The organism is Limnohabitans planktonicus II-D5 (genome assembly GCF_001270065.2).
In the GTDB taxonomy this organism is placed as follows: Bacteria; Pseudomonadota; Gammaproteobacteria; order Burkholderiales; family Burkholderiaceae_C; genus Limnohabitans_A; species Limnohabitans_A planktonicus.
Genome location: NZ_LFYT02000012.1, coordinates 16,406 through 35,629, shown reverse-complemented (window position 1 = coordinate 35,629; position 19,224 = coordinate 16,406). Strand labels below are relative to the sequence as shown.

The 19,224-nt window shown below is 60.3% G+C and carries 15 protein-coding genes; 6 read left to right on the top strand and 9 right to left on the bottom strand.

Features of this window, described 5'->3' with window-relative positions:
- The first annotated feature begins 145 nt into the window (after positions 1-145).
- Both H663_RS31195 and cphA read left to right on the top strand, forming a co-directional pair.
- Positions 146-2,317: a cyanophycin synthetase gene (locus tag H663_RS31195; protein WP_053173926.1), complete on the top strand. Its 2,172-nt coding sequence runs from the start codon at positions 146-148 to the stop codon at positions 2,315-2,317.
- A gap of 34 nt (positions 2,318-2,351) precedes the next feature.
- Entirely contained in the window at positions 2,352-4,931 is a 2,580-nt protein-coding gene (gene cphA, locus H663_RS31190; RefSeq protein ID WP_053173924.1) for a cyanophycin synthetase, read from the top strand.
- Positions 4,932-4,944: 13 nt separating this feature from the next.
- On the opposite strand, the gene H663_RS31185 is transcribed toward cphA, so the two are convergent.
- The 5 genes from H663_RS31185 to H663_RS31165 all read right to left on the bottom strand — a co-directional run bounded on the left by H663_RS31185 (position 4,945) and on the right by H663_RS31165 (position 11,087).
- Positions 4,945-6,111: an acyltransferase family protein gene (locus H663_RS31185; RefSeq protein ID WP_240620495.1), complete on the bottom strand. Its 1,167-nt coding sequence runs from the start codon at positions 6,109-6,111 to the stop codon at positions 4,945-4,947.
- A gap of 5 nt (positions 6,112-6,116) precedes the next feature.
- Positions 6,117-7,070, bottom strand: coding sequence for an NAD(P)H-dependent flavin oxidoreductase (locus tag H663_RS31180; protein WP_053173920.1), 954 nt, complete (start codon positions 7,068-7,070; stop codon positions 6,117-6,119).
- A gap of 318 nt (positions 7,071-7,388) precedes the next feature.
- Positions 7,389-9,212: an acyl-CoA dehydrogenase gene (locus tag H663_RS31175; RefSeq protein WP_053173918.1), complete on the bottom strand. Its 1,824-nt coding sequence runs from the start codon at positions 9,210-9,212 to the stop codon at positions 7,389-7,391.
- A 76-nt stretch (positions 9,213-9,288) separates the two neighbouring features.
- The gene (locus H663_RS31170) at positions 9,289-10,221 is read right to left on the bottom strand and encodes an electron transfer flavoprotein subunit alpha/FixB family protein (RefSeq protein ID WP_053173916.1); all 933 of its coding nucleotides are present in this window, start codon (positions 10,219-10,221) and stop codon (positions 9,289-9,291) included.
- 110 nt (positions 10,222-10,331) lie between these two features.
- Positions 10,332-11,087 (bottom strand): electron transfer flavoprotein subunit beta/FixA family protein, encoded by a 756-nt coding sequence (locus H663_RS31165; RefSeq protein ID WP_053173914.1) that lies wholly within the window; start codon positions 11,085-11,087, stop codon positions 10,332-10,334.
- Positions 11,088-11,367: 280 nt separating this feature from the next.
- On the opposite strand from H663_RS31165, the gene H663_RS31160 reads away from it, so the two are divergent.
- The 3 genes from H663_RS31160 (at position 11,368) to H663_RS31150 (ending at position 14,239) form a co-directional block, all read left to right on the top strand.
- Positions 11,368-12,384, top strand: coding sequence for a TRAP transporter substrate-binding protein (locus H663_RS31160; RefSeq protein ID WP_053173912.1), 1,017 nt, complete (start codon positions 11,368-11,370; stop codon positions 12,382-12,384).
- A 149-nt stretch (positions 12,385-12,533) separates the two neighbouring features.
- Positions 12,534-12,950 (top strand): TRAP transporter small permease, encoded by a 417-nt coding sequence (locus H663_RS31155; protein ID WP_083451351.1) that lies wholly within the window; start codon positions 12,534-12,536, stop codon positions 12,948-12,950.
- Complete coding sequence (locus H663_RS31150) at positions 12,947-14,239, top strand: TRAP transporter large permease (protein WP_053173908.1); 1,293 nt, start codon at positions 12,947-12,949, stop codon at positions 14,237-14,239. The genes H663_RS31155 and H663_RS31150 overlap by 4 nt, the downstream gene beginning before the upstream one ends.
- Positions 14,240-14,519: 280 nt before the next feature.
- On the opposite strand, the gene H663_RS41610 is transcribed toward H663_RS31150, so the two are convergent.
- From H663_RS41610 to H663_RS31135, 4 genes are read right to left on the bottom strand one after another with little or no spacing between them, the layout of a single operon-like run.
- Complete coding sequence (locus tag H663_RS41610) at positions 14,520-14,663, bottom strand: hypothetical protein (protein WP_165803903.1); 144 nt, start codon at positions 14,661-14,663, stop codon at positions 14,520-14,522.
- A 10-nt stretch (positions 14,664-14,673) separates the two neighbouring features.
- Complete coding sequence (locus tag H663_RS31145; RefSeq protein WP_053173907.1) at positions 14,674-15,954, bottom strand: mechanosensitive ion channel family protein; 1,281 nt, start codon at positions 15,952-15,954, stop codon at positions 14,674-14,676.
- Positions 15,942-16,742, bottom strand: a complete 801-nt coding sequence (locus H663_RS31140; RefSeq protein ID WP_053176718.1) for an enoyl-CoA hydratase — start codon at positions 16,740-16,742, stop codon at positions 15,942-15,944. The genes H663_RS31145 and H663_RS31140 overlap by 13 nt, the downstream gene beginning before the upstream one ends.
- A 50-nt stretch (positions 16,743-16,792) precedes the next feature.
- Positions 16,793-17,746 (bottom strand): histone deacetylase family protein, encoded by a 954-nt coding sequence (locus H663_RS31135; protein ID WP_053173905.1) that lies wholly within the window; start codon positions 17,744-17,746, stop codon positions 16,793-16,795.
- A 309-nt stretch (positions 17,747-18,055) separates the two neighbouring features.
- Here H663_RS31135 and mltB point away from each other — a divergent pair, with 309 nt between their 5' ends.
- Complete coding sequence (mltB, locus tag H663_RS31130) at positions 18,056-19,222, top strand: lytic murein transglycosylase B (RefSeq protein WP_083451236.1); 1,167 nt, start codon at positions 18,056-18,058, stop codon at positions 19,220-19,222.
- The last annotated feature ends 2 nt before the right edge of the window (positions 19,223-19,224 follow it).

Here is a 19,224-nt window from a genome sequence, read left to right as displayed (position 1 = left end):
ACCAGCCATTTGGCCAGTCGAGACAAAAACTACCATTGATGTGGCCAACGACTGCAACAACACTGCCCATGTATCTTTCGAATTCTGAGCTTCTGGCCAGCGCCACCATTGGCCGATCATTGTATCGTTGCCCCTCCCCCAAGCCATGAGCACCAAAAACATCCAATTCCTGCGCATGACCCATTTGCGCGGCCCGAACATCTGGACCTACCGTCCCGTGATCGAAGCCCTGATCGACATCGGTGAATTGGAAGACTTCCCTTCCAATTTGCTACCCGGCTTCAACGACAGGCTCAAGGCCTGGCTACCCCAGATGATCGAGCACCGCTGCACGCCTGGCGTGCGCGGCGGCTTCTTCCAGCGGCTGGACACCGGCACCTGGGCTGGCCACATTCTGGAACACGTCAGTCTGGAGCTGCAAACACGCGCGGGCATGCCCATGGGCTTTGGCAAGGCGCGTGAGGCGGGCCCGCGTGGCGTCTACAAAGTCATCATCCGCACCGACCACGAGGACGTGGGTCGCAGCGCACTGGAAATGGCACGCGAACTGATCCTGGCGGCCATTCACGACAATCTGTTTGACGTGCCCGGTGCCATTGCCAAACTGACCGACATGGTCGACAGCCTGTCTGTCGGCCCCAGCACCGCCAGCATCGTTGAAGCGGCTTATGACCGGCGTGTGCCCTTCATCCGGCTGAACGCAGGCAACCTGGTGCAACTGGGCCACGGCGTGAACCAGCGCCGCATCTGGACGGCCGAGACCGACCGCACCAGCGCCATTGCCGAAGGTATCTCCAAAGACAAGGACCTGACCAAAAACCTGCTGGCCATGTGCGGCGTGCCCGTGCCAGAAGGCCAGGTGGTGGCAAGCCCCGCCGCTGCCTGGGAAGCCGCGCAGGAAATCGGCCTGCCCGTGTGCGTCAAACCCAGCGACGGCAACCGTGCCCGGGGCGTATCCCTGGACCTGAACACCCAGGCCGATGTGGAGGCGGCCTACGCCATCGCCCTGGATCAAGGCAGCGAAGTCATCGTGGAAAGCTTTGTTCGGGGTGCCGAACACCGCCTGCTGGTGGTGGGTGACCGCCTGGTGGCCGCCAGCCGCGGCGAAACCGCCAGCGTGACGGGCGACGGCCAGCACAGCGTGCGTGATCTGGTCGAGATGCAGATCAACTCCGACCCACGCCGTGGCAGCGACGGCAGTCTGCCCCTTGAACGGGTGCGCCTGCGCGACAACAGCCCCGAAGTGCTGGAATTGGCCCGCCAAGGCCTGAACCCCGACAGCGTGCCCGAGGCAGGCCGCCAGGTGCTGGTCAAGCGCACGGGCAACATGACCACCGACGTCACAGACGAGGTGCACCCCGATGTGGCCGCACTGGCCGTGCTCGCAGCCCGCGTGGTGGGCCTGGACATTGCCGGTGTGGATGTGGTGACCCCCGACATCCGCGAACCTCTGGGCCAGCAAGGCGTGATCGTTGAAGTCAACGCCGGCCCCAGCTTGCTGATGCACCTGAATCCGGCCGAAGGCCAGGCGCGATCAGTCGGTCAAGCCATTGCCGATCACCTGATTGCCCCCAACGAGACAGGCCGCATCCCGGTGGTCGGCCTGATGGGCGATGGTGACACCACCCGCAGCGCCAAACTGATCGCCTGGTTGCTGCATCTCAACGGCTTTTATACGGGCCTGGCCTGTGCCGATGGCCTTTACATGCACCAACGCCGCGTTCAGACGCAGCATGCCATGGACTTTGAACAAGCCGAGCGTTTGCTGGTGAACCGATCCGTACAAGCGGCCGTGTTCGAAACGGATGCACGGCGTTTGCTGACCCAGGGCCTGCCCTATGACCGCTGCCAAGTGGGCATCGTCACCCGCATGCCGAAAGCCGCACCGCTGGAAGACCTGTATCCCGGGCCGGACGAGAAAATGCCCAGCTACATACGCACCCAGATTGATCTGGTGCTGCCGCATGGCTTTGCCGTGCTCAACGCAGAAGATGAAGCCGTGGCCGATCTGGCGCAGTACAGCGATGGCGGCGTGATTTTTTATGCCACCCATGAATCCAACGCGTGCCTGAGCGCGCACCGCAGCGAAGGGGGTCGCGTCGGTTTCTGGCGCGATGGCCAGCTGATCCTGGCCGAAGGCAGCAAGGAAGTGTCCGTGCTGTCCAGTCAGCGCCCCGCTGTGTCCCGCTTGCTGAAAACCGACACACTCAGCCAAACCGACATGCTGATTGCCGCCTGCGCAGCCTGGGCTCTGGACATGGGTGCAGACCTGATCCGCGCTGGTGTCAAGAGCTACGGCCAAACCGCCGCCGTCTGAAGCGGCCCCAGAAGAACAACAGGAACCCACCTCCATGGAAGTGTCCCGAATTCGCGCCTTGCGCGGCCCCAACTTGTGGAGCCGCCACACGGCCATTGAAGCCATCATCACTTGCACACCCCATGAGCAAGGTCTGAACGCCCAGCACCCCATCGAACAGCAACTGCGTCGCATCTTCCCGCAAGTCGGCCCATTTGACGGGCAACGGCCGGGCCAGCAAGTGGCCATGGCGCACGCTCTTGAAAAAGTGGCGCTGGGCCTGCAGGTGCAAGCAGGTTGCCTCATCTCCTTCAGTCGCACCACCCCCACACAAGAGCCCGGGGTGTACCAAGTAGTGGTGGAATACAACGATGAAGTCGTTGGGCGCCTGGCCCTCGATTTGGCCGAAAAACTCTGCAACGCGGCCATTGCCGGTGTCGGGTTTGACCTTGAAGCGGCCATCACGCAACTGCATGAACTGGATGAAAACGTGCGTCTGGGGCCTTCGACCGTCGCCATCGTGGACGCAGCCATGGCCCGTGGCGTGCCCATCCGCCGCCTGACCGATGGCAGCCTGGTCCAGTTTGGCTGGGGTGCCAAGCAAAGGCGCATTCAAGCCGCCGAAATCGACTCCACCAGCGCGATTGCCGAATCCATTGCGCAAGACAAGGACCTGACCAAAAGCCTCTTGCACGCGGCAGGGGTGCCTGTGCCGATGGGACGGCCCGTCCAGTCCGTGGATGAGGGCTGGCAAGTGGCACTGGAAGTGGGCCTGCCCGTGGTCGTCAAACCGCAGGACGGCAATCAGGGCAAAGGCGTCTCGGTCAACATCACCAACCGCACAGCCTTTGACAACGCCTATGTCACCGCCGAGCGTTACGGCACCGTGATGGTCGAGAAATTCCTGCCCGGCCACGATTACCGCCTGCTGGTGGTGGGCAATAAGCTGATCGCCGCCGCACGTCGTGAGCCGCCCTTGGTGGTGGGTGACGGCAAGCACACCGTGCGTCAGCTGGTAGACCTGGTGAACGCCGACCCGCGTCGGGGCTCTGGCCACTCCACATCGCTGACCAAAATCCGTTTCGATGACATCGCCATTGGCCGCCTGCGCGAACAAGACCTGGAACCCGAATCAGTGCCCGAAAAAGGCCGTCGCGTCATCCTGCGCAACAACGCCAACCTGTCCACCGGCGGCACAGCCACCGACGTGACCGACGATGTGCACCCTGACGTGGCCGCCCGCGTGATCGAAGCGGCCCAGATGGTGGGCCTGGACATTTGCGGCGTGGACGTGGTGTGCGAATCGGTGATGCGCCCACTCGAAGAACAAAACGGCGGTATTGTGGAAGTCAATGCCGCACCCGGTTTGCGCATGCACATCAGCCCGTCCTATGGCAAGGGGCGCGATGTGGGCAATGCCGTCATTGACCAGATGTTCCCTGATGGCGAGACGGGTCGCGTGCCCGTGATTGCCGTCACCGGCACCAACGGCAAGACCACCACGGTTCGCCTGACAGCGCACCTGCTGCGGGCTCAGGGCCTGCGCGTGGGCATGACCAATACCGACGGTGTGTACGTCAACGGCCGCCAGACCGATTCAGGTGACTGCAGTGGCCCGCGCAGCGCCCGCAACGTGCTGATGCACCCCGATGTGGATGCCGCCGTGTTTGAAACCGCCCGTGGCGGCCTGTTGCGCGAAGGCCAAGCCTTTGACCGCTGCAAGGTGGCCGTCGTCACCAACATGGGCTCAGGTGACCACCTGGGCTTGAACTACATCACCACCCTTGAAGACCTGTCAGTGGTCAAGCGCGTCATCGTGCTCAACGTGGAGCAAAGCGGCATGGCCGTGCTCAATGCTGCCGACCCTGCGGTGGTGTCCATGGCGCTTCATTGCCCCGGCGATGTGACTTTTTTTGCACTCGACGGCAACCAGCCTGTGCTGGCTGCGCACCGCGCACAAGGCAAACGCGTGGTCTTCACCGAGGACGGCGACCTCGTGGCGCAAAACGGTAAACAGATTTTCCGCATCCCGCTGGCCCAAGTGCCGATCACGCGCCAGGGACAGATCGGTTTTCAGACTGAAAACGTGCTGGCGGCTGTGGCTGCAGCCTGGGCCGTGAATGTGCCTTGGGACGCCATCGCCCAGGGCCTTGCAACGTTCATCAGCGATATCCAGGGCGTGCCCGGTCGCTTCAACGTGTTCGATTACAAAGGGGCCACCTTGATTGCCGATTACGGCCACAACCCCGATGCCATCCAGGCTCTGGTGCAGGCCGTGGACAACATGCCTGCCCAAAAGCGCGTGGTGGTGATCAGCGGTGCCGGTGACCGCCGCGACCAGGACATCCGCGAGCAGACGCAAATTCTGGGGGCTGCTTTTGACGATGTGCTGCTGTATCAGGACGCCTGCCAGCGGGGCCGCGCCGACGGCGAAGTCATCCAGCTGCTGCGCGAAGGTTTGCATGGCGCGGCACGCACGCGCCATATCGAAGACATTCAGGGCGAGTTCAATGCCATTGACATCGCGCTCTCGCGTCTGAATGCAGGTGATTTGTGCCTGATCCTCATCGACCAGGTTGAAGAAGCTCTGGCCTACATCACCGAAAAAGTCAAAGCTGAAACCCTGAAACCCTGAAACCCTGGCGGCTTCAGCCCGCCAGGCTGTTGATGTGCATGGCCAGCGCCACACTGAGCATGAAAATCCCCACCCAACGCAGCCAGCGCATGACCGTCGGGCGGGGTTGCTCCACATATTTAAAAAGCAAAGCCCCGGCCAACAAAGACAGCGCCAAAGAGCCCAGCATCCCCAATGCATTGGGCAACAGCTGATCAGGCCAACGTTGCGACACCCAGGCATTGACCGCCAAGCTGATGCCAAAATGGACCACGAACACGGCGTAAGACATCCTTGAGATCGCCTGAATGGTCCGACACCACAAGCCACAGCCCTCAGGAGGCGCAAACCACTCCTGCGGAGCAGCGACCAACAAGGCCGCCACCGTCAAGGCAGTCGCCAGCCTCCAATTCGGATCCAGCCAGAGCGCCACGGCACCCAAAATCACAACAATTCCAAAACTGAACCCGATTTTTCCCGCCATCCTTGCCAGCCGAGTCTGATAGGCCAGCCAACCCATGGCGTAAGAGGCACAAAAATAGAGGGCGTAATCGTCCAGACTTTCGATGCCGCTCCACCACCACAAAGACGCTGCGGCCAGCATCAGCCAAAGGCGATTGCACCAAACCTCTGCACGCGTGTGAGCTTTCCAGCGGCTCAACCGCTGTGCCACAGCCAGCACCAGCATAGCCAGCGCATACAGCTGAAAATCCACGGCCACATACCAAACACCCGCCGACAAGGCCTCCAAATCCAACAGATGCTGCAATAAAAAGACATGCGCCCAAGCCTGCCACCATGTGGGCAATGCGGACAAAGAGGGGTGATCAAATCCAGGCCTGATGATTTCAGACACCAACACCACCACACTCAGGGCAGCCAGCAGCGGCAGGGACAGTCTCAAGTAACGACGCCACAGCCACTGCGCAGCCAATGGGGCATCGAGTCTCATGACGTGGCGCAAACTGCCCGCCGTCAAAAAACCAGCACAGACCAAGAACATCTGCACCGCCAGTCGCGCACGGTCAAACAACCATTCGATCAGCTGGGGCCAGACACCCATCACGACGTCCGACATGGGCCCGTAAAATGCCAGATGGTGGAGCACGATCAAGACACAGCCCAGTGCCTTGAGCAGGTCAATCAGCCAGGCGCGCCCCGAGGTAGGCACGACCTCAGGGGCAGCGACAGTCGTGCGCAAGACGCTCAAAGCGCCAAACGGGCGCGGGCGGCTTGGTACTGGGCCTTGAACTGGGCCACCAAATCGGCCGTGCTTTGCACCGCCTGGATCGCGCCAATGCCTTGTCCGCAGCCCCAGATGTCCTTCCAGGCTTTTTTGGCGTCGCCACCAAAGTTCATCTTGCTGGGGTCGGACTCAGGCAAGTTTTCGGGGTCCAGGCCCGCTGCGCGAATCGACGGGGCCAGGTAGTTACCATGCACCCCGGTGAACAGGTTGCTGTAGACGATGTCGTCGGAGTTGCTGTCGACAATGGCTTGTTTGTAATCTTCGGCGGCACGCGCTTCGTGCGTGGCAATGAAGGCTGAGCCGATGTAGGCAAAGTCCGCGCCCATGGCTTGCGCCGCCAAAATCGCATCGCCCGTCGCGATCGAGCCCGACAAAGCCACCGGGCCGTCGAACCACTGGCGGATTTCCTGGATCAGGGCGAACGGGCTTTTGACGCCCGCATGGCCACCGGCACCTGCGGCCACGGCGATCAGGCCGTCTGCGCCTTTTTCAATCGCCTTGTGTGCGTGCTTGTTGTTGATGATGTCGTGCAGCACCACGCCGCCATAGCTGTGGGCTGCAGCGTTGATCTCTTCGCGAGCGCCCAGCGAGGTGATGATGATCGGCACCTTGTATTTCACGCACATGGCCATGTCGTGCTCAAGGCGGTCGTTGCTTTTGTGCACGATCTGGTTGATGGCAAAGGGCGCAGCGGGCTTGTCGGGGTTGGCGGCGTTGTAGGCGGCCAGTGCTTCGGTGATTTCAATCAACCACTCTTCGAGTTGCGCAGCAGGGCGGGCATTCAAAGCGGGCATGGAGCCGACGATGCCCGCTTTGCACTGCTCAATGACCAGCTTGGGGTTGCTGATGATGAACAGGGGCGAAGCGATGGCGGGGAAGGGCAAATTCGCCAGAACGGGGGGCAGCTTGGACATGAAGTCTCCTGAAAATTATCGGTCTATTGTGAGAGAACAAAGGCATCAAACGGTGTCGGCGCGGCGACAAGTCGACCCATGGCGGTGGACCACGGCACATCCAAGTCGCCTGCAGGAGCCAGCCCTGCTGGCGATGTGTCCGTGCTGGACGGCAGGCCATCGCTTGCAGGGCAAGCTCCTACAAAAAAACCGGCACTGGCAGCTGCCTCGTGTCGGCCCCATGCGTGAGGAAAACCGGCATGGTGCTTGTCCCCTGTAGGAGCCAGCCCTGCTGGCGATGGTTTAAAACTTTGCAAATGCTTGTTCAAAGCCACGTTGTCAGAACGCGTCGAGCGCCATGGCTGTCACGCTGCCTGCACCTTCGACAATGCTGTCGCGGATGCCGGGGGCCTTGGACAAAATGTGGTCAGCATAAAACCGCGCGGTGGTGACCTTGGCGGCCATGAAGGCGGCGTCTTGGGCTTGCGCTTCGGGTGTAAGGGCCACCAGCAAGGCTCGGCCCATTTGCCAGCCCGCCATCAGGTTGCCCGCCAGCATGAGGTAAGGCACGCTGCCTGCAAACACGTCGTTGGGGTGGGCCTTGGTGTTGCCCGCCACAAATTCGACCACGTCCACAAAAGCTTCGCGGGCGGCTTTGAGGCGACGGGCCACGGCCAGTGCGTCGGGATTGCCCGATGCAGCCAGTTCACTTTCGGTTTGGGCCACTTGCGCAGCCAGCGCCTTGGCGGTCTGGCCACCGTCGCGGGCTGTTTTGCGGCCCACCAGGTCGTTGGCCTGGATGGCGGTGGTGCCTTCGTAAATGGTCAGAATCTTGGCGTCGCGGTAGTACTGGGCGCAACCGGTTTCTTCGATGAAGCCCATGCCGCCGTGCACCTGCACGCCCAGGCTGGTGACTTCCAGGCTCATCTCGGTGCTGTAGCCCTTGACCAGAGGCACCATGAATTCATAGAAAGACTGGTTTTGCTTGCGCACCTCGGCATCGGGGTGATGGTGCGCGGCGTCGTAGGCGGCGGCGGCCACCGAGGCCAGCGAACGACAGCCTTCGGTGTAGGCGCGCATGGTCATAAGCATGCGTCGCACATCGGGGTGGTGAATGATGGGGCCAGCGCCAGGCAAGCTGCCATCCACCGGGCGGCTTTGCACCCGGTCACGGGCGTATTGCACGGCATGCTGGTAAGCGCGCTCGGCAATCGAGATGCCCTGCACGCCCACCGCATAGCGGGCGGCGTTCATCATGATGAACATGTATTCGAGACCACGGTTTTCTTCGCCCACCAGGAAGCCCACAGCGCCGGGCCCGGTGCTGTCTGCAATGCTCGCCGCCATGCCGTCGCCGTACTGCAGCACTGCCGTGGGGCTGGCCTTGATGCCCATCTTGTGTTCGATGGAGACGCAATGCACGTCGTTGCGCGCGCCCAGTGAGCCATCGCCATTGACCATGAATTTGGGCACCACAAACAGGCTGATGCCCTTGACGCCTTCCGGTGCGCCCACCACACGGGCCAAGACCAGATGGATGATGTTGTCGGCCATATCGTGCTCACCGTAGGTGATGTAGATCTTGGTGCCAAAGACTTTGTAAGTGCCGTCGGGCTGGGGCTCGGCACGGGTGCGCACGGCAGCCAGGTCCGAACCCGCTTGCGGCTCGGTCAGGTTCATGGTGCCGGTCCACTCACCCGAGATGAGTTTTTCAAGGTACTTGGCCTTCATGTCGTCTGACCCAGCCGTCAGCAAAGCCTCGATGGCACCGTCCGTCAGCATGGGGCAAAGCGCAAAACTCATATTGGCCGAGTTGAGCATTTCTCCGCAAGCCGCGCCGATGGTTTTGGGCAAGCCCTGGCCACCAAACTCAGCCGGGTGCTGCAGGCTTTGCCAGCCGCCTTGGGTGAATTGTTTGTAGGCTTCCTTGAAGCCGGGCGTGGTCGTGACCTGATGGCCGTCGTGGTGGTAGGACGGGTTCTTGTCACCTTCCCAGTTCAGCGGGGCGATCACATCGCGGTTGAGCTTGCCGCACTCCTCCAGCACTGCCTGCGCGGTTTCCAGACCAGCGTCTTCAAAGCCAGGAATTGTCGCAATCTGGTCGATGCGGGCCAGGTGCTCGATGTTGAACAGCATGTCCTTGAGGGGTGCGGTGTAGCTCATGAAAGTCTCCGGTAAGTCTGGGTGAGGTTACAAAAAAGGCATCGCGAACGATGCCTTTTGTGGTGATGCTGATGAATCAGAGCGCCTGGGTCAATTCAGGCACAGCGGCAAACAAATCGGCTTCGAGGCCAAAGTCGGCCACGCTGAAAATGGGGGCCTCAGGATCTTTGTTGATCGCCACGATCACCTTCGAATCCTTCATGCCCGCCAAGTGCTGGATCGCACCCGAGATACCCGCTGCAATGTACAGCTGAGGTGCGACGATCTTGCCGGTCTGGCCCACTTGCAGGTCGTTGGCAGCGTAGCCTGCGTCCACCGCTGCGCGGCTGGCACCGATGGCAGCACCCAACTTGTCGGCCAGGGGGGTCATCACTTCGTTGAACTTTTCGGCGCTGCCCAATGCGCGGCCACCCGACACAATGATCTTGGCGGCTGTGAGTTCTGGGCGGTCGTTCTTGGCAATTTCGCTGCGCGTGAAGCTGCTCTTGCCGCTGTCGGCTTGGGCGGCTGCGCTTTCCACCGCGGCGCTGCCACCCGTGGCGGCTGCGGCATCAAAGCCGGTGGTGCGCACGGTGATGACTTTGGTCGCGTCGGTGCTTTGTACCGTGGCCATGGCGTTGCCCGCGTAGATCGGGCGCTCGAAGGTGTCGGCCGAGATGACTTGCGTCACATCGCTGATCTGCGCCACATCGAGTTTGGCGGCCACGCGGGGGGCGACGTTCTTGCCAGCAGCGGTCGCGGGGAACAGGATGTGGCTGTAGTTGCTGGAGATGGCCAGCACTTGCGCGGCGACGTTTTCGGCCAAGCTGTGTGCCAGCGCTTCGCTGTCGGCGTGGATCACTTTGGCAACACCTGCGATCTGGGCAGCAGCCGCTGCTGCAGCGCCTGCGTTGTGGCCTGCGACGAGCACATGCACGTCACCACCGCAAGCGGCGGCAGCGGTCACGGTGTTGAGGGTGGCGCCTTTGATCGAGGCGTTGTCGTGTTCTGCAATGACGAGAGAAGTCATGATGGTTGAGCGTTAAGCGTTGAGGGTTAGGGGTTGGGCGTTAAGGGTTGAGCGTTGAGCGTTGAGCGTTATGAATTTCACGCTGAACACACAACGCCAAACCCTGAACCTCAAATGACTTTGGCCACGTTTTTCAATTTATCCACCAGCGTGGCGACATCGGGCACCTTGATGCCAGCGCTGCGCTTGGCGGGCTCGGCCACTTTCAAGGTCTTGATGCGTGGGGCCACATCGACGCCCAGGTCCTCTGGTTTGAAGTTGTCGAGTTGCTTTTTCTTGGCCTTCATGATGTTGGGCAGCGTCACATAACGCGGCTCGTTCAGGCGCAAGTCGGTGGTGATCACAGCGGGCAAGCTGATGGACAGCACTTCCAGGCCACCATCAATTTCGCGGGTGACTTGTGCTTTGCCGTCCACGATTTCGACCTTGGAGGCGAAAGTGGCCTGGGGCAGGTCAGCCAGCGCGGCCAGCATTTGGCCGGTTTGGTTGCAGTCGTCGTCAATCGCTTGCTTGCCCAAAATGATCAGACCGGGTTGCTCTTTGTCCACCAGGGCCTTGAGCAACTTGGCCACTGCCAAGGGCTGCAGGTCCAAGTCAGCCGGGGTTTCGACCAGAATGCCGCGGTCGGCACCAATGGCCATGGCGGTGCGCAAGGTTTCCTGGCACTGGGCCACGCCACAAGACACAGCGATGACTTCGGTGGCAAAACCTTTTTCTTTCAGGCGCACGGCTTCTTCAACGGCGATCTCGTCAAAGGGGTTCATGCTCATCTTGACATTGGCGATGTCCACACCGGAGCCATCGGACTTCACGCGCACTTTAACGTTGTAGTCCACCACCCGCTTCACGGGAACAAGAATTTTCATGAAAGCATCTCCGATTGGATTGATTTTGAAAGTCTGAAATCAATTGACGTTTACGTCAACGTAAACAGCAATTTTGCACCAAATTACCCTTGGGTGTTATCGAATCACCCAAAAAAAGCACGACCGTTCGTATTTTACACACTCAACTGAAGCAAACTGTTACATCCTACCCCCGGGAATTCACCGACCAATCGGTCGGTGAATTCGGGTTACTATCCATAGCAGTCTGGTCATCAACCGATTAGATTATGTTTAATCATCAATTTGTGTGGAGTCCACCATGAAGAAAATCCTGTTTTCCTTGTCATTTACAGCTCTGGCCAGCTTGGCTGGCACAGCTCAAGCTCAAACTGTTCTGACAGTTTCCAGCTGGCTGCCGCCCACCCACACAGCCAGCATGGCCCAAAAAGAATGGTGCGACCTGCTGGAGGCCAACACCAAAGGCCGCATCAAATGCAACATCTTGCCCCGTGGCGTGACGCCTGCCCCTGGCACTTATGACGCGGTCAAAAATGGTTTGGCCGACGTGTCTTACACCGTACATGGCTACACCCCCGGCCGCTTCATCGCTCCGCAAATGGCCGAACTGCCTTTCCTGGGCAACAGCTCCGAAACCATCTCGGTCGCCTTAAGCCGCGTGAGTGACAAGCACCCAGAATTTGCGGCCGAGCACCCTGGCGTCAAGGTGATCAGCTTGTTCACCCATGGCCCTGGCATTGTGTTCAACACCAAGCGCCCCATCACCAAGGTGGATGACCTGTCTGGCCTGAAATTCCGCGTTGGCGGTGGCATGGTCAACGACATGTCCAAAGCGCTGGGCATGAATGTCACGCTCAAACCCGCACCGGACTCGTATGAACTGTTGTCCAGCGGTGTGATGGACGGCACGCTGTTCCCCGCAGAGTCCACCGAATCGTTCAAGATCGACAAAATCATCAAGCACGCCACCACCTTCCCAGGCGGTCTGTACAACACCAGCTTCGTCTTCATGATGAACCAGGCCAAGTACGACAAGCTGTCTGCAGAAGACAAAAAAGCCGTGGATGCCATCTCTGGCGAAACCGCTGCCCGCATCTTTGGCCGTGGCTGGGACAAAGTGGACCGCCGCGCCTTTGCGCTGATGCAAGTCAACGGTGTGGCGGTCACCAAGGCCGATGCCAAGTTCGTTGCCGACGTCAAAGCCAAAACCGCACCTCTGGAGCAAGCCTGGGTCAAAGCCGCTGAAGGCAAGGGCCTGAAGAACCCAGCCAAAGTGCTGGCTGACTTCCGCGCCGAAATCGCCAAACTGGAAAAGTGATTCCCGCTTTGCCCGATGGGGCAAAAGGAACAACCGGCGGTCCCTGTCTGTAAGAGGGGACCGCCTTTTGAATTTGAAAGACACCTGTTTTGAAAAAACTGCTTGAAACCCTTTGCGGGCTACTCGCCGGAATCGCCCTCTTTGCGATCATGCTGCTCACCTTCCTCGATGTAGGGGGAAGAAAATTTTTGGGCAACTCCATCACCGGGTCTCTGGAATTGACCGAATTGCTGATGGTGGTTGTCATTTTCGGCGCTCTGCCTTTGGTGTCCGAGCGTGGCGAACATGTGGTGTTCGACTCGATGGACCCCTATTTGCCCGACTTCATCAAAAAAATCCAACGCGCCTTGGTGCACCTGGTGTGCGGTGCCGCATTGATTGCCCTGGGCTGGCTGATGTGGAAAACCGGTGGCGACTTTCTGCAAACCGGTGAAACCACGGCCCAACTCAAAATTCTCAAAGCCCCGTTCATCTATGGCATGGGCATGCTGTGCGCCTTCACCGGCCTCATCCACTTGAGCTTGATGTTCAAGGAACAACAAGACAACGAAGGAGGCGTGCTGTGATTGAAGCGCTGATTGGATTTGCGGCCATCTTTGGCCTGGCGCTCTTGCGTGTGCCTCTGGCTTTCTCCATGGGCCTGGTGGGCTTGGTGGGCATTGGCCTGACCCGCGGCTGGATGCCGGCGCTCGCCAGCACCGCCCAAGTGGTTTACGAAACCGGTTTTGCCTACACACTCTCGGTGATCCCGCTGTTCATCCTGATGGGCAACTTTGTGGCTCGTGCTGGACTGGCACATGAACTCTTTCATGCTGCCTACACCTTCATCGGTCACCGCCGTGGCGGATTGGCGCACGCCACCATCGCGGCCTGTGCTGGCTTTGGGGCCATTTGCGGTTCGTCGATTGCAACGGCTGCAACCATGAGCAAAGTGGCCTACCCGTCCATGAAAAAGCTCGGCTACAGCGATGCACTGTCCACCGGTGTGATCGCAGCGGGCGGCACCCTGGGCATCATGATTCCGCCGTCCACCATCATGGTGATCTACGGCATCATCACCGAGACCCACATCGGCAAATTGTTCGCGGCTGGGGTGATTCCCGGCTTGATGACCGCCATTCTCATGATGGTGGCCGTGGTGATCATGACCTCGCGTGACCCCGAACATGCGCCAGCAGGCGAAAAATTCAGCTGGTCACAACGCTGGGCGGCACTGCGCGGCATCTGGGGGGTTTTGCTGCTGGTGGTCATTGTGCTGGGCGGCATCTATGGCGGCTTCTTCACCGCCACCGAAGGCGCTGGCATGGGGGCCATGGGTGCATTCCTGTTTGCCGTGGCACGGGGGGCTCTGAGCTTCAAGGCCTTGTTTGAGGTGTTGGTCGAATCAGCCCGCACCACCGCCATGCTGTTCACGTTGCTGATTTCGGCCACCATTTTTGCCAACTTCGTCAACTTCACCAGCATGCCCATGGAACTCAAGGAGTGGATCACCCACCTGGGCCTGTCGCCGATCATGATCGTGGGCGCCATGATGCTGATCTACGTGATCTTGGGCACCGTGATGGAAGAGTTGACCATGGTGCTGCTGACCATTCCGCTGTTCTTCCCCATCGTCACGCAGCTGGGCTTTGACCCGGTGTGGTTTGGTGTGCTGATCGTGATGGTGATCCAGATCGGTCTGATCTCGCCGCCTGTGGGCATGAACCTGTTCGTCATCAACACCCTGCTGCCCAAAGTGGGGCTGGGCACCATCTTCCGTGGTGTTTGGCCGCTGGTGGTGGTGTTGATCATCTGCTTGGGCGTTTTGCTGGCATTCCCGGGCTTGAGCCTGTGGCTGCCCTCCATGATGGACTGACAGCGTCATCCAATTGCAAAAACGGCACGCCAAGGCGTGCCGTTTTTCATGGTCAGTAGCCCTGACAGCATCAACACAAGATTCGTCGGAGTCTTCGAAGAGCTCTCTATAGGTGCGGCCCTGTAAAGTTTGCAGGGCTCTTCACTTGTGGGAGCGTTGCCCCCGCTGCGATCACCCCCCGCTGCAATCCCCCCCGCCGACCAACACCCATCGCGCAGGCGGCGGGGCTGCCACACAGACCGAGGCGCTACCCGCATGCGACAAGCGTCTGATCATCGCTTCATACTTCAAAGGCCGGATGAAAAACCTGCTCCGTTGTTCGCCCCTCCCAGCGTCCGACGTTTGCAGGCTTGGGCAACCGCCCCATGTCGGGGCTGAAGCCGCCGACCTGCAAAACGGCAGCGACCTGCAAATACTCGGCCATGCCGTCAGGATCAGGCAGCGGGGGGCAACAGGGCATGCACCGCAGGAGGGGGGGGCGGAATGTCTATGCCGTGGGCATGCAAAGCCTGCAAGATGGCGCGGTTGATGTCTGACTTGAGTTTGAGCGGGCCGTTTTCTGGATCGGCAATCCAGTACGACACGGAAAACTCCAGGCCATAGACGCCAAATGTGACCAAACAAGCAGTGGGCGCAGGCTCGGGCAGCACGCGGGCTTGGGCCTTGCAGGCGTCTTGCAGCAAGTCCACAACCAAGTCCACAGGGCTGTTGTAGGCGACCGTCACTTGCGTGCTTTGCGACACCATGGGATCGGCCAGCGAGAGATTTTCCACCCGCTGGGTGATCAACATTTCATTGGGCACAATGGATTCACGCCCCGACAAGGCCCGAATGACCGTGTAACGGGCCTTGATGTCGGTGATACGGCCCTCAAACCCGTCGACCCGCACCATGTCGCCAATGCGCATGCTGCGCTCGGCCAGGATGACAAAACCGCTGACGTAATTGGCCGCCAACTTCTGCAGGCCAAAACCAATGCCCACGCCCACCGCACCACCCAATACGGACAAGGCCGTCAGGTCAATGCCCACAGTGGACAAAGCCAGCATCAAGCCGACAAACATCAAAGCAGTGCGCACGGTGTTGCTGATGACTTTGCGCAGCGACAAATCGCTGCCCGTGGCCGATCTGAGCAAACGAGACTCCAGCGCAGCCGACACCCACAACATGACGATCATGACGGCACCTGCCGTCAGCGCGCCCTCGATCAATGTGCGCATCGACAAGACACTGCCACCGACCTTCCAGCGGATTTGATCAAGTTCCTCAAGCAACAGCGGTAAAACCCCTGTGACCCACAACACCACGGCCAGCCATGCCATCCAGGAAATGGTGCGCTCCAGCACCCTCACAAAATGGGCTTCTCCGAAGGCCACCTGCATCACCTTGACGCCCAGACGGATCAGAGCCAGAGAAATGCACACCGGCAACAAGATGTCATACAAGGCCATGGGGTGGTCGGTGGTCAACAGCGCACGCGAAGCAAAGGTCAGGCCCAGCAACAAAGTGGGGAACAGCACCCCGTCCACCAAGCGTTTTCCCAAAAGGATCGACAACTCGGCCCCTGCAAAGGCGCGGCGCACCAGCCAGGCAGCCCCCCAGGACAAGCCCACACAAACGACAAACGCCAACAAAACGTGCAAGGAATCGGCACGAACCAGCGTGTCCAGCCAAGCCAGGGGGTCGGTGATGTGAAGTGACTTCATGCTCGCCATGCGGGGCTCCTTTTGTCAATAAATGCCTGCACGCCTTCCTGGGCGTCGGCGTGCATCATGTTGCAGGCCATGGTTTGACCGGCCAATTGGTAAGCAGCTTCGATGCCCATTTCACGCTGCTTGTAAAACAGCGCCTTGCCCATGCGCACGGCTTCGCGGGGTTTGCTCAAGATCGAGTCAACCCATTCATTCACTTGTGCATCCAGCCCCTCGGGTGGGCTCACGCGGTTGATCAGGCCGCGCTGGCTGGCCTCTTGCGCGTTGATGAAGCCGCCTGTGAGCAGCATTTCCATGGCTTGCTTGGCGTGCATATTGCGCACCAGGGGCACGCTGGGCGTGGCACAAAACAGACCCACATCGATGCCATTGACCCCAAAGCGGGCGGTCTCGGCCGCCACCGCCAGATCGCATTGCGCCACCAGCTGGCAGCCCGCAGCGGTGGCCACACCCTGCACGCGCGCAATCACCGGCACCGGCAGGTTCTGAATGGAAAGCATCATGCGCGTGCACTGCGCAAACAGCTTTTGGTAGTAGGCCATCTCGGGCTGCGCCCGCATTTCCTTGAGGTTGTGCCCGGCGCAAAAAGCCTTGCCCGCCGCCGCCAGCACCACCACGCGGGCGTGCTCGTCCTGAGCGATCTGGTGCAGGGCGTTTTGCAGGGCATGCAGCATGTCCTCGCCCAGGGTGTTGAAGGTGCTTGCTTGGTTCAGGGTCAGGCGGTGCACGCCGCGCGCATCGCGCTCGTGCAGCAGCACATCGGCCCCTGTGGGAACAGTTGAATCAGTCATGCCCCCGATTGTGCCCAAAGCCGCAGGCCGCTCGGCGGCCCAGTCAGGGCTCAAACGTCGGCCAGCACGCGCAAATGCGCCTCGACGCTGCGGCCCAAAGCGTTCAGGTTGTAGCCGCCCTCCAGACAACTCACGATGCGCCCCTTGGCATGGCGCAGGGCCACATCCTTGATGCGCTGGGTGATCCAGGCATAGTCCTGCTCGACCAGCCCCATTTGCCCCATGTCGTCTTCGCGGTGTGCGTCAAAACCTGCGCTGATGAAAATCAGCTCAGGCCGGTGCGCCTCCAGACGCGGCATCCACATCATGTCGATCAACTCCCGGATGTCCATGCCCCGGGTGTAAGCGGGCACGGGCAAATTGACCAGATTGCGCGCATTCGACTGTGAACCGCCCTCCGGGTAAAACGGGTGCTGAAAAAAACTGACCATCAAAATCCGCTCATCCCCGGCCACGATGTCTTCGGTGCCATTGCCGTGGTGCACATCAAAATCCACGATGGCCACGCGTTTGAGCCCATAGCGCTCCACCGCATGCTTGGCGGCAATGGCCACGTTGTTGAAAAAGCAAAACCCCATGGCCTTGTCCCGGCATGCATGGTGACCGGGCGGGCGCACAGCGCAAAAAGCGTTCTCCAACTCACCAGCCATGACCGCATCGGTGGCCTCAATCGCCGCCCCGGCTGACAGCAAAGCGGCATCCCAGGTGTGAACGTTGATCAGCGTGTCCGGGTCGATCGACGTGTGGCTGGGGCCGCCAGCGGCCATGTCTTCACGCAACACATCGCTCAGGCCCCGCAAAGACGCCACATGCATGCGCCCGTGGGCCAGTTCAATGTCGGCCAAAGCGGCTGGCCCGGCCTCTCGCCGCTGCAAAGCCATGTCCAGCCCAGTGACCAGCAAACGGTCCTCAATGGCACCCAGCCGCTCTGGACATTCTGGATGGCCCGCACCCATCTCGTGTTTCCAACATGTGGGATGTGTGAAATAACCCGTCGCGCCCATATGGCTTGTCTTCCTGCAAGTTCAACACACCGATCGGAAGTGTTGAATTTTTTGAATTACTGCATGTTTATCAATTTCAGCTTACCACGCCCAGCTTGCAATATCTGACGCCCATCGCATCTAAAGCCTCACCGATCAACCCGCATTCATCGGAGTCTTCGACCACCGACCTACAAAAGACAATCAGTCCCCCGTAGGTCGGCACTCGAAGCGTCCGACATCTGCCAATCACTGACAACGCTCTACCCTACCGAGACATGTTCCGTTGTTTCTGCCTGGTGGGTCGTCGGGCGATTAAACTGAACCGACATGAATTTTCTCGCCCACTTTCACACCACCCCGCAGGCACCACGCCTGAACCCCTTGTGCGCTGGCCTGTTCGGTTTGCTGATCTCGCTGACTTGGTCAGAGGCCGCCCTGGCGGTCAACCGCCATGACAAGCAAGCAGGCAAAACGGCCCAAACACCGATTTCCAGTCGCAAGCCACACCACCCCAGAGTCCCTGCAAAAGGCACACGCCTGATGGACAACCCCGAGGTTCTGGCCTGGGCGCATGACGCAGCCGGCCGCTTGCAACTCGACCGCGCCTGGGTGCTCAAGACGCTGGAGTCAGCACAGCGCCTGCCTCTGGTGGAAAAACTCGTGCTGCCCCCCGCAAGCCCCACGGCCAAAGACTGGGGGGCTTACAGGGCACGCTTCATCGAGCCCATCCGCATCCAGGCAGGCACCCGATTCTGGCTTGCCCACCGCACCGCCCTGGAGCGCGCCGAAAGCGAATACGGCGTGCCCGCCGCCATCATCGTCGGCATCATCGGGGTGGAAACCTTGTACGGACAAAACACCGGCAACTTCCGCATCGTCGACGCCTTGGGCACCTTGGCTTTTCACTTTCCATTGGCCCACCCGCGTGCAGCAGAACGCCAGGCGTTTTTCCGCGCCGAGCTGGAACAATTTTTACAGCTCAGCCAAAAAAGCGGAGCCGACCCCTTGGCCGTGCGCGGCAGCTACGCAGGCGCGCTGGGCTTGCCGCAATTCATGCCGTCCAGCTGGACTCGCTTCGCCGTGGACTTCGACGGCGATGGCCGCATCGACCTGTTTGGCAGCCCGACTGACGCCATCGGCTCAGTCGCCAATTACTTCAAGGCCTTCCAGTGGCGCACGGGCATGCCCACACACTACGCCGTGACCCTCACCCCCGGCCAAACCGACATGGACGCCCTGCTTGCCCCCGACATCCTGCCCACCTTCAGCGCGGCCAGTTTCACCGCCAAAGGCGCCGCCCTCCAAGGCCCAGCTCTCACCCACAACGGCCCACTGGCCCTGATCGAATTGCGCAACGGCAACAACCCACCCAGCTACGTGGCCGGCACAGAAAACTTCTACGCCATCACACGCTACAACTGGAGCAGCTACTACGCCATGGCGGTGATCGAGTTGGCCGAGGCTGTAACGCGGGAAATGCACAACAGTCGCTGAAG

Bases quoted from the DNA above. Each gene is read 5' to 3' on its own strand.
- H663_RS31165 (WP_053173914.1), bottom strand. From the start codon at position 11,087: ATGAAAATTCTTGTTCCCGTGAAGCGGGTGGTGGACTACAACGTTAAA.
- H663_RS31175 (WP_053173918.1), bottom strand. From the start codon at position 9,212: ATGAGCTACACCGCACCCCTCAAGGACATGCTGTTCAACATCGAGCAC.
- H663_RS31140 (WP_053176718.1), bottom strand. From the start codon at position 16,742: ATGACTGATTCAACTGTTCCCACAGGGGCCGATGTGCTGCTGCACGAG.
- H663_RS41610 (WP_165803903.1), bottom strand. From the start codon at position 14,663: ATGGCCGAGTATTTGCAGGTCGCTGCCGTTTTGCAGGTCGGCGGCTTC.
- H663_RS31135 (WP_053173905.1), bottom strand. From the start codon at position 17,746: ATGGGCGCGACGGGTTATTTCACACATCCCACATGTTGGAAACACGAG.
- mltB (WP_083451236.1), top strand. From the start codon at position 18,056: ATGAATTTTCTCGCCCACTTTCACACCACCCCGCAGGCACCACGCCTG.
- H663_RS31155 (WP_083451351.1), top strand. From the start codon at position 12,534: ATGCTGCTCACCTTCCTCGATGTAGGGGGAAGAAAATTTTTGGGCAAC.
- H663_RS31145 (WP_053173907.1), bottom strand. From the start codon at position 15,954: ATGGCGAGCATGAAGTCACTTCACATCACCGACCCCCTGGCTTGGCTG.
- H663_RS31180 (WP_053173920.1), bottom strand. From the start codon at position 7,070: ATGTCCAAGCTGCCCCCCGTTCTGGCGAATTTGCCCTTCCCCGCCATC.
- H663_RS31160 (WP_053173912.1), top strand. From the start codon at position 11,368: ATGAAGAAAATCCTGTTTTCCTTGTCATTTACAGCTCTGGCCAGCTTG.
- cphA (WP_053173924.1), top strand. From the start codon at position 2,352: ATGGAAGTGTCCCGAATTCGCGCCTTGCGCGGCCCCAACTTGTGGAGC.
- H663_RS31195 (WP_053173926.1), top strand. From the start codon at position 146: ATGAGCACCAAAAACATCCAATTCCTGCGCATGACCCATTTGCGCGGC.
- H663_RS31170 (WP_053173916.1), bottom strand. From the start codon at position 10,221: ATGACTTCTCTCGTCATTGCAGAACACGACAACGCCTCGATCAAAGGC.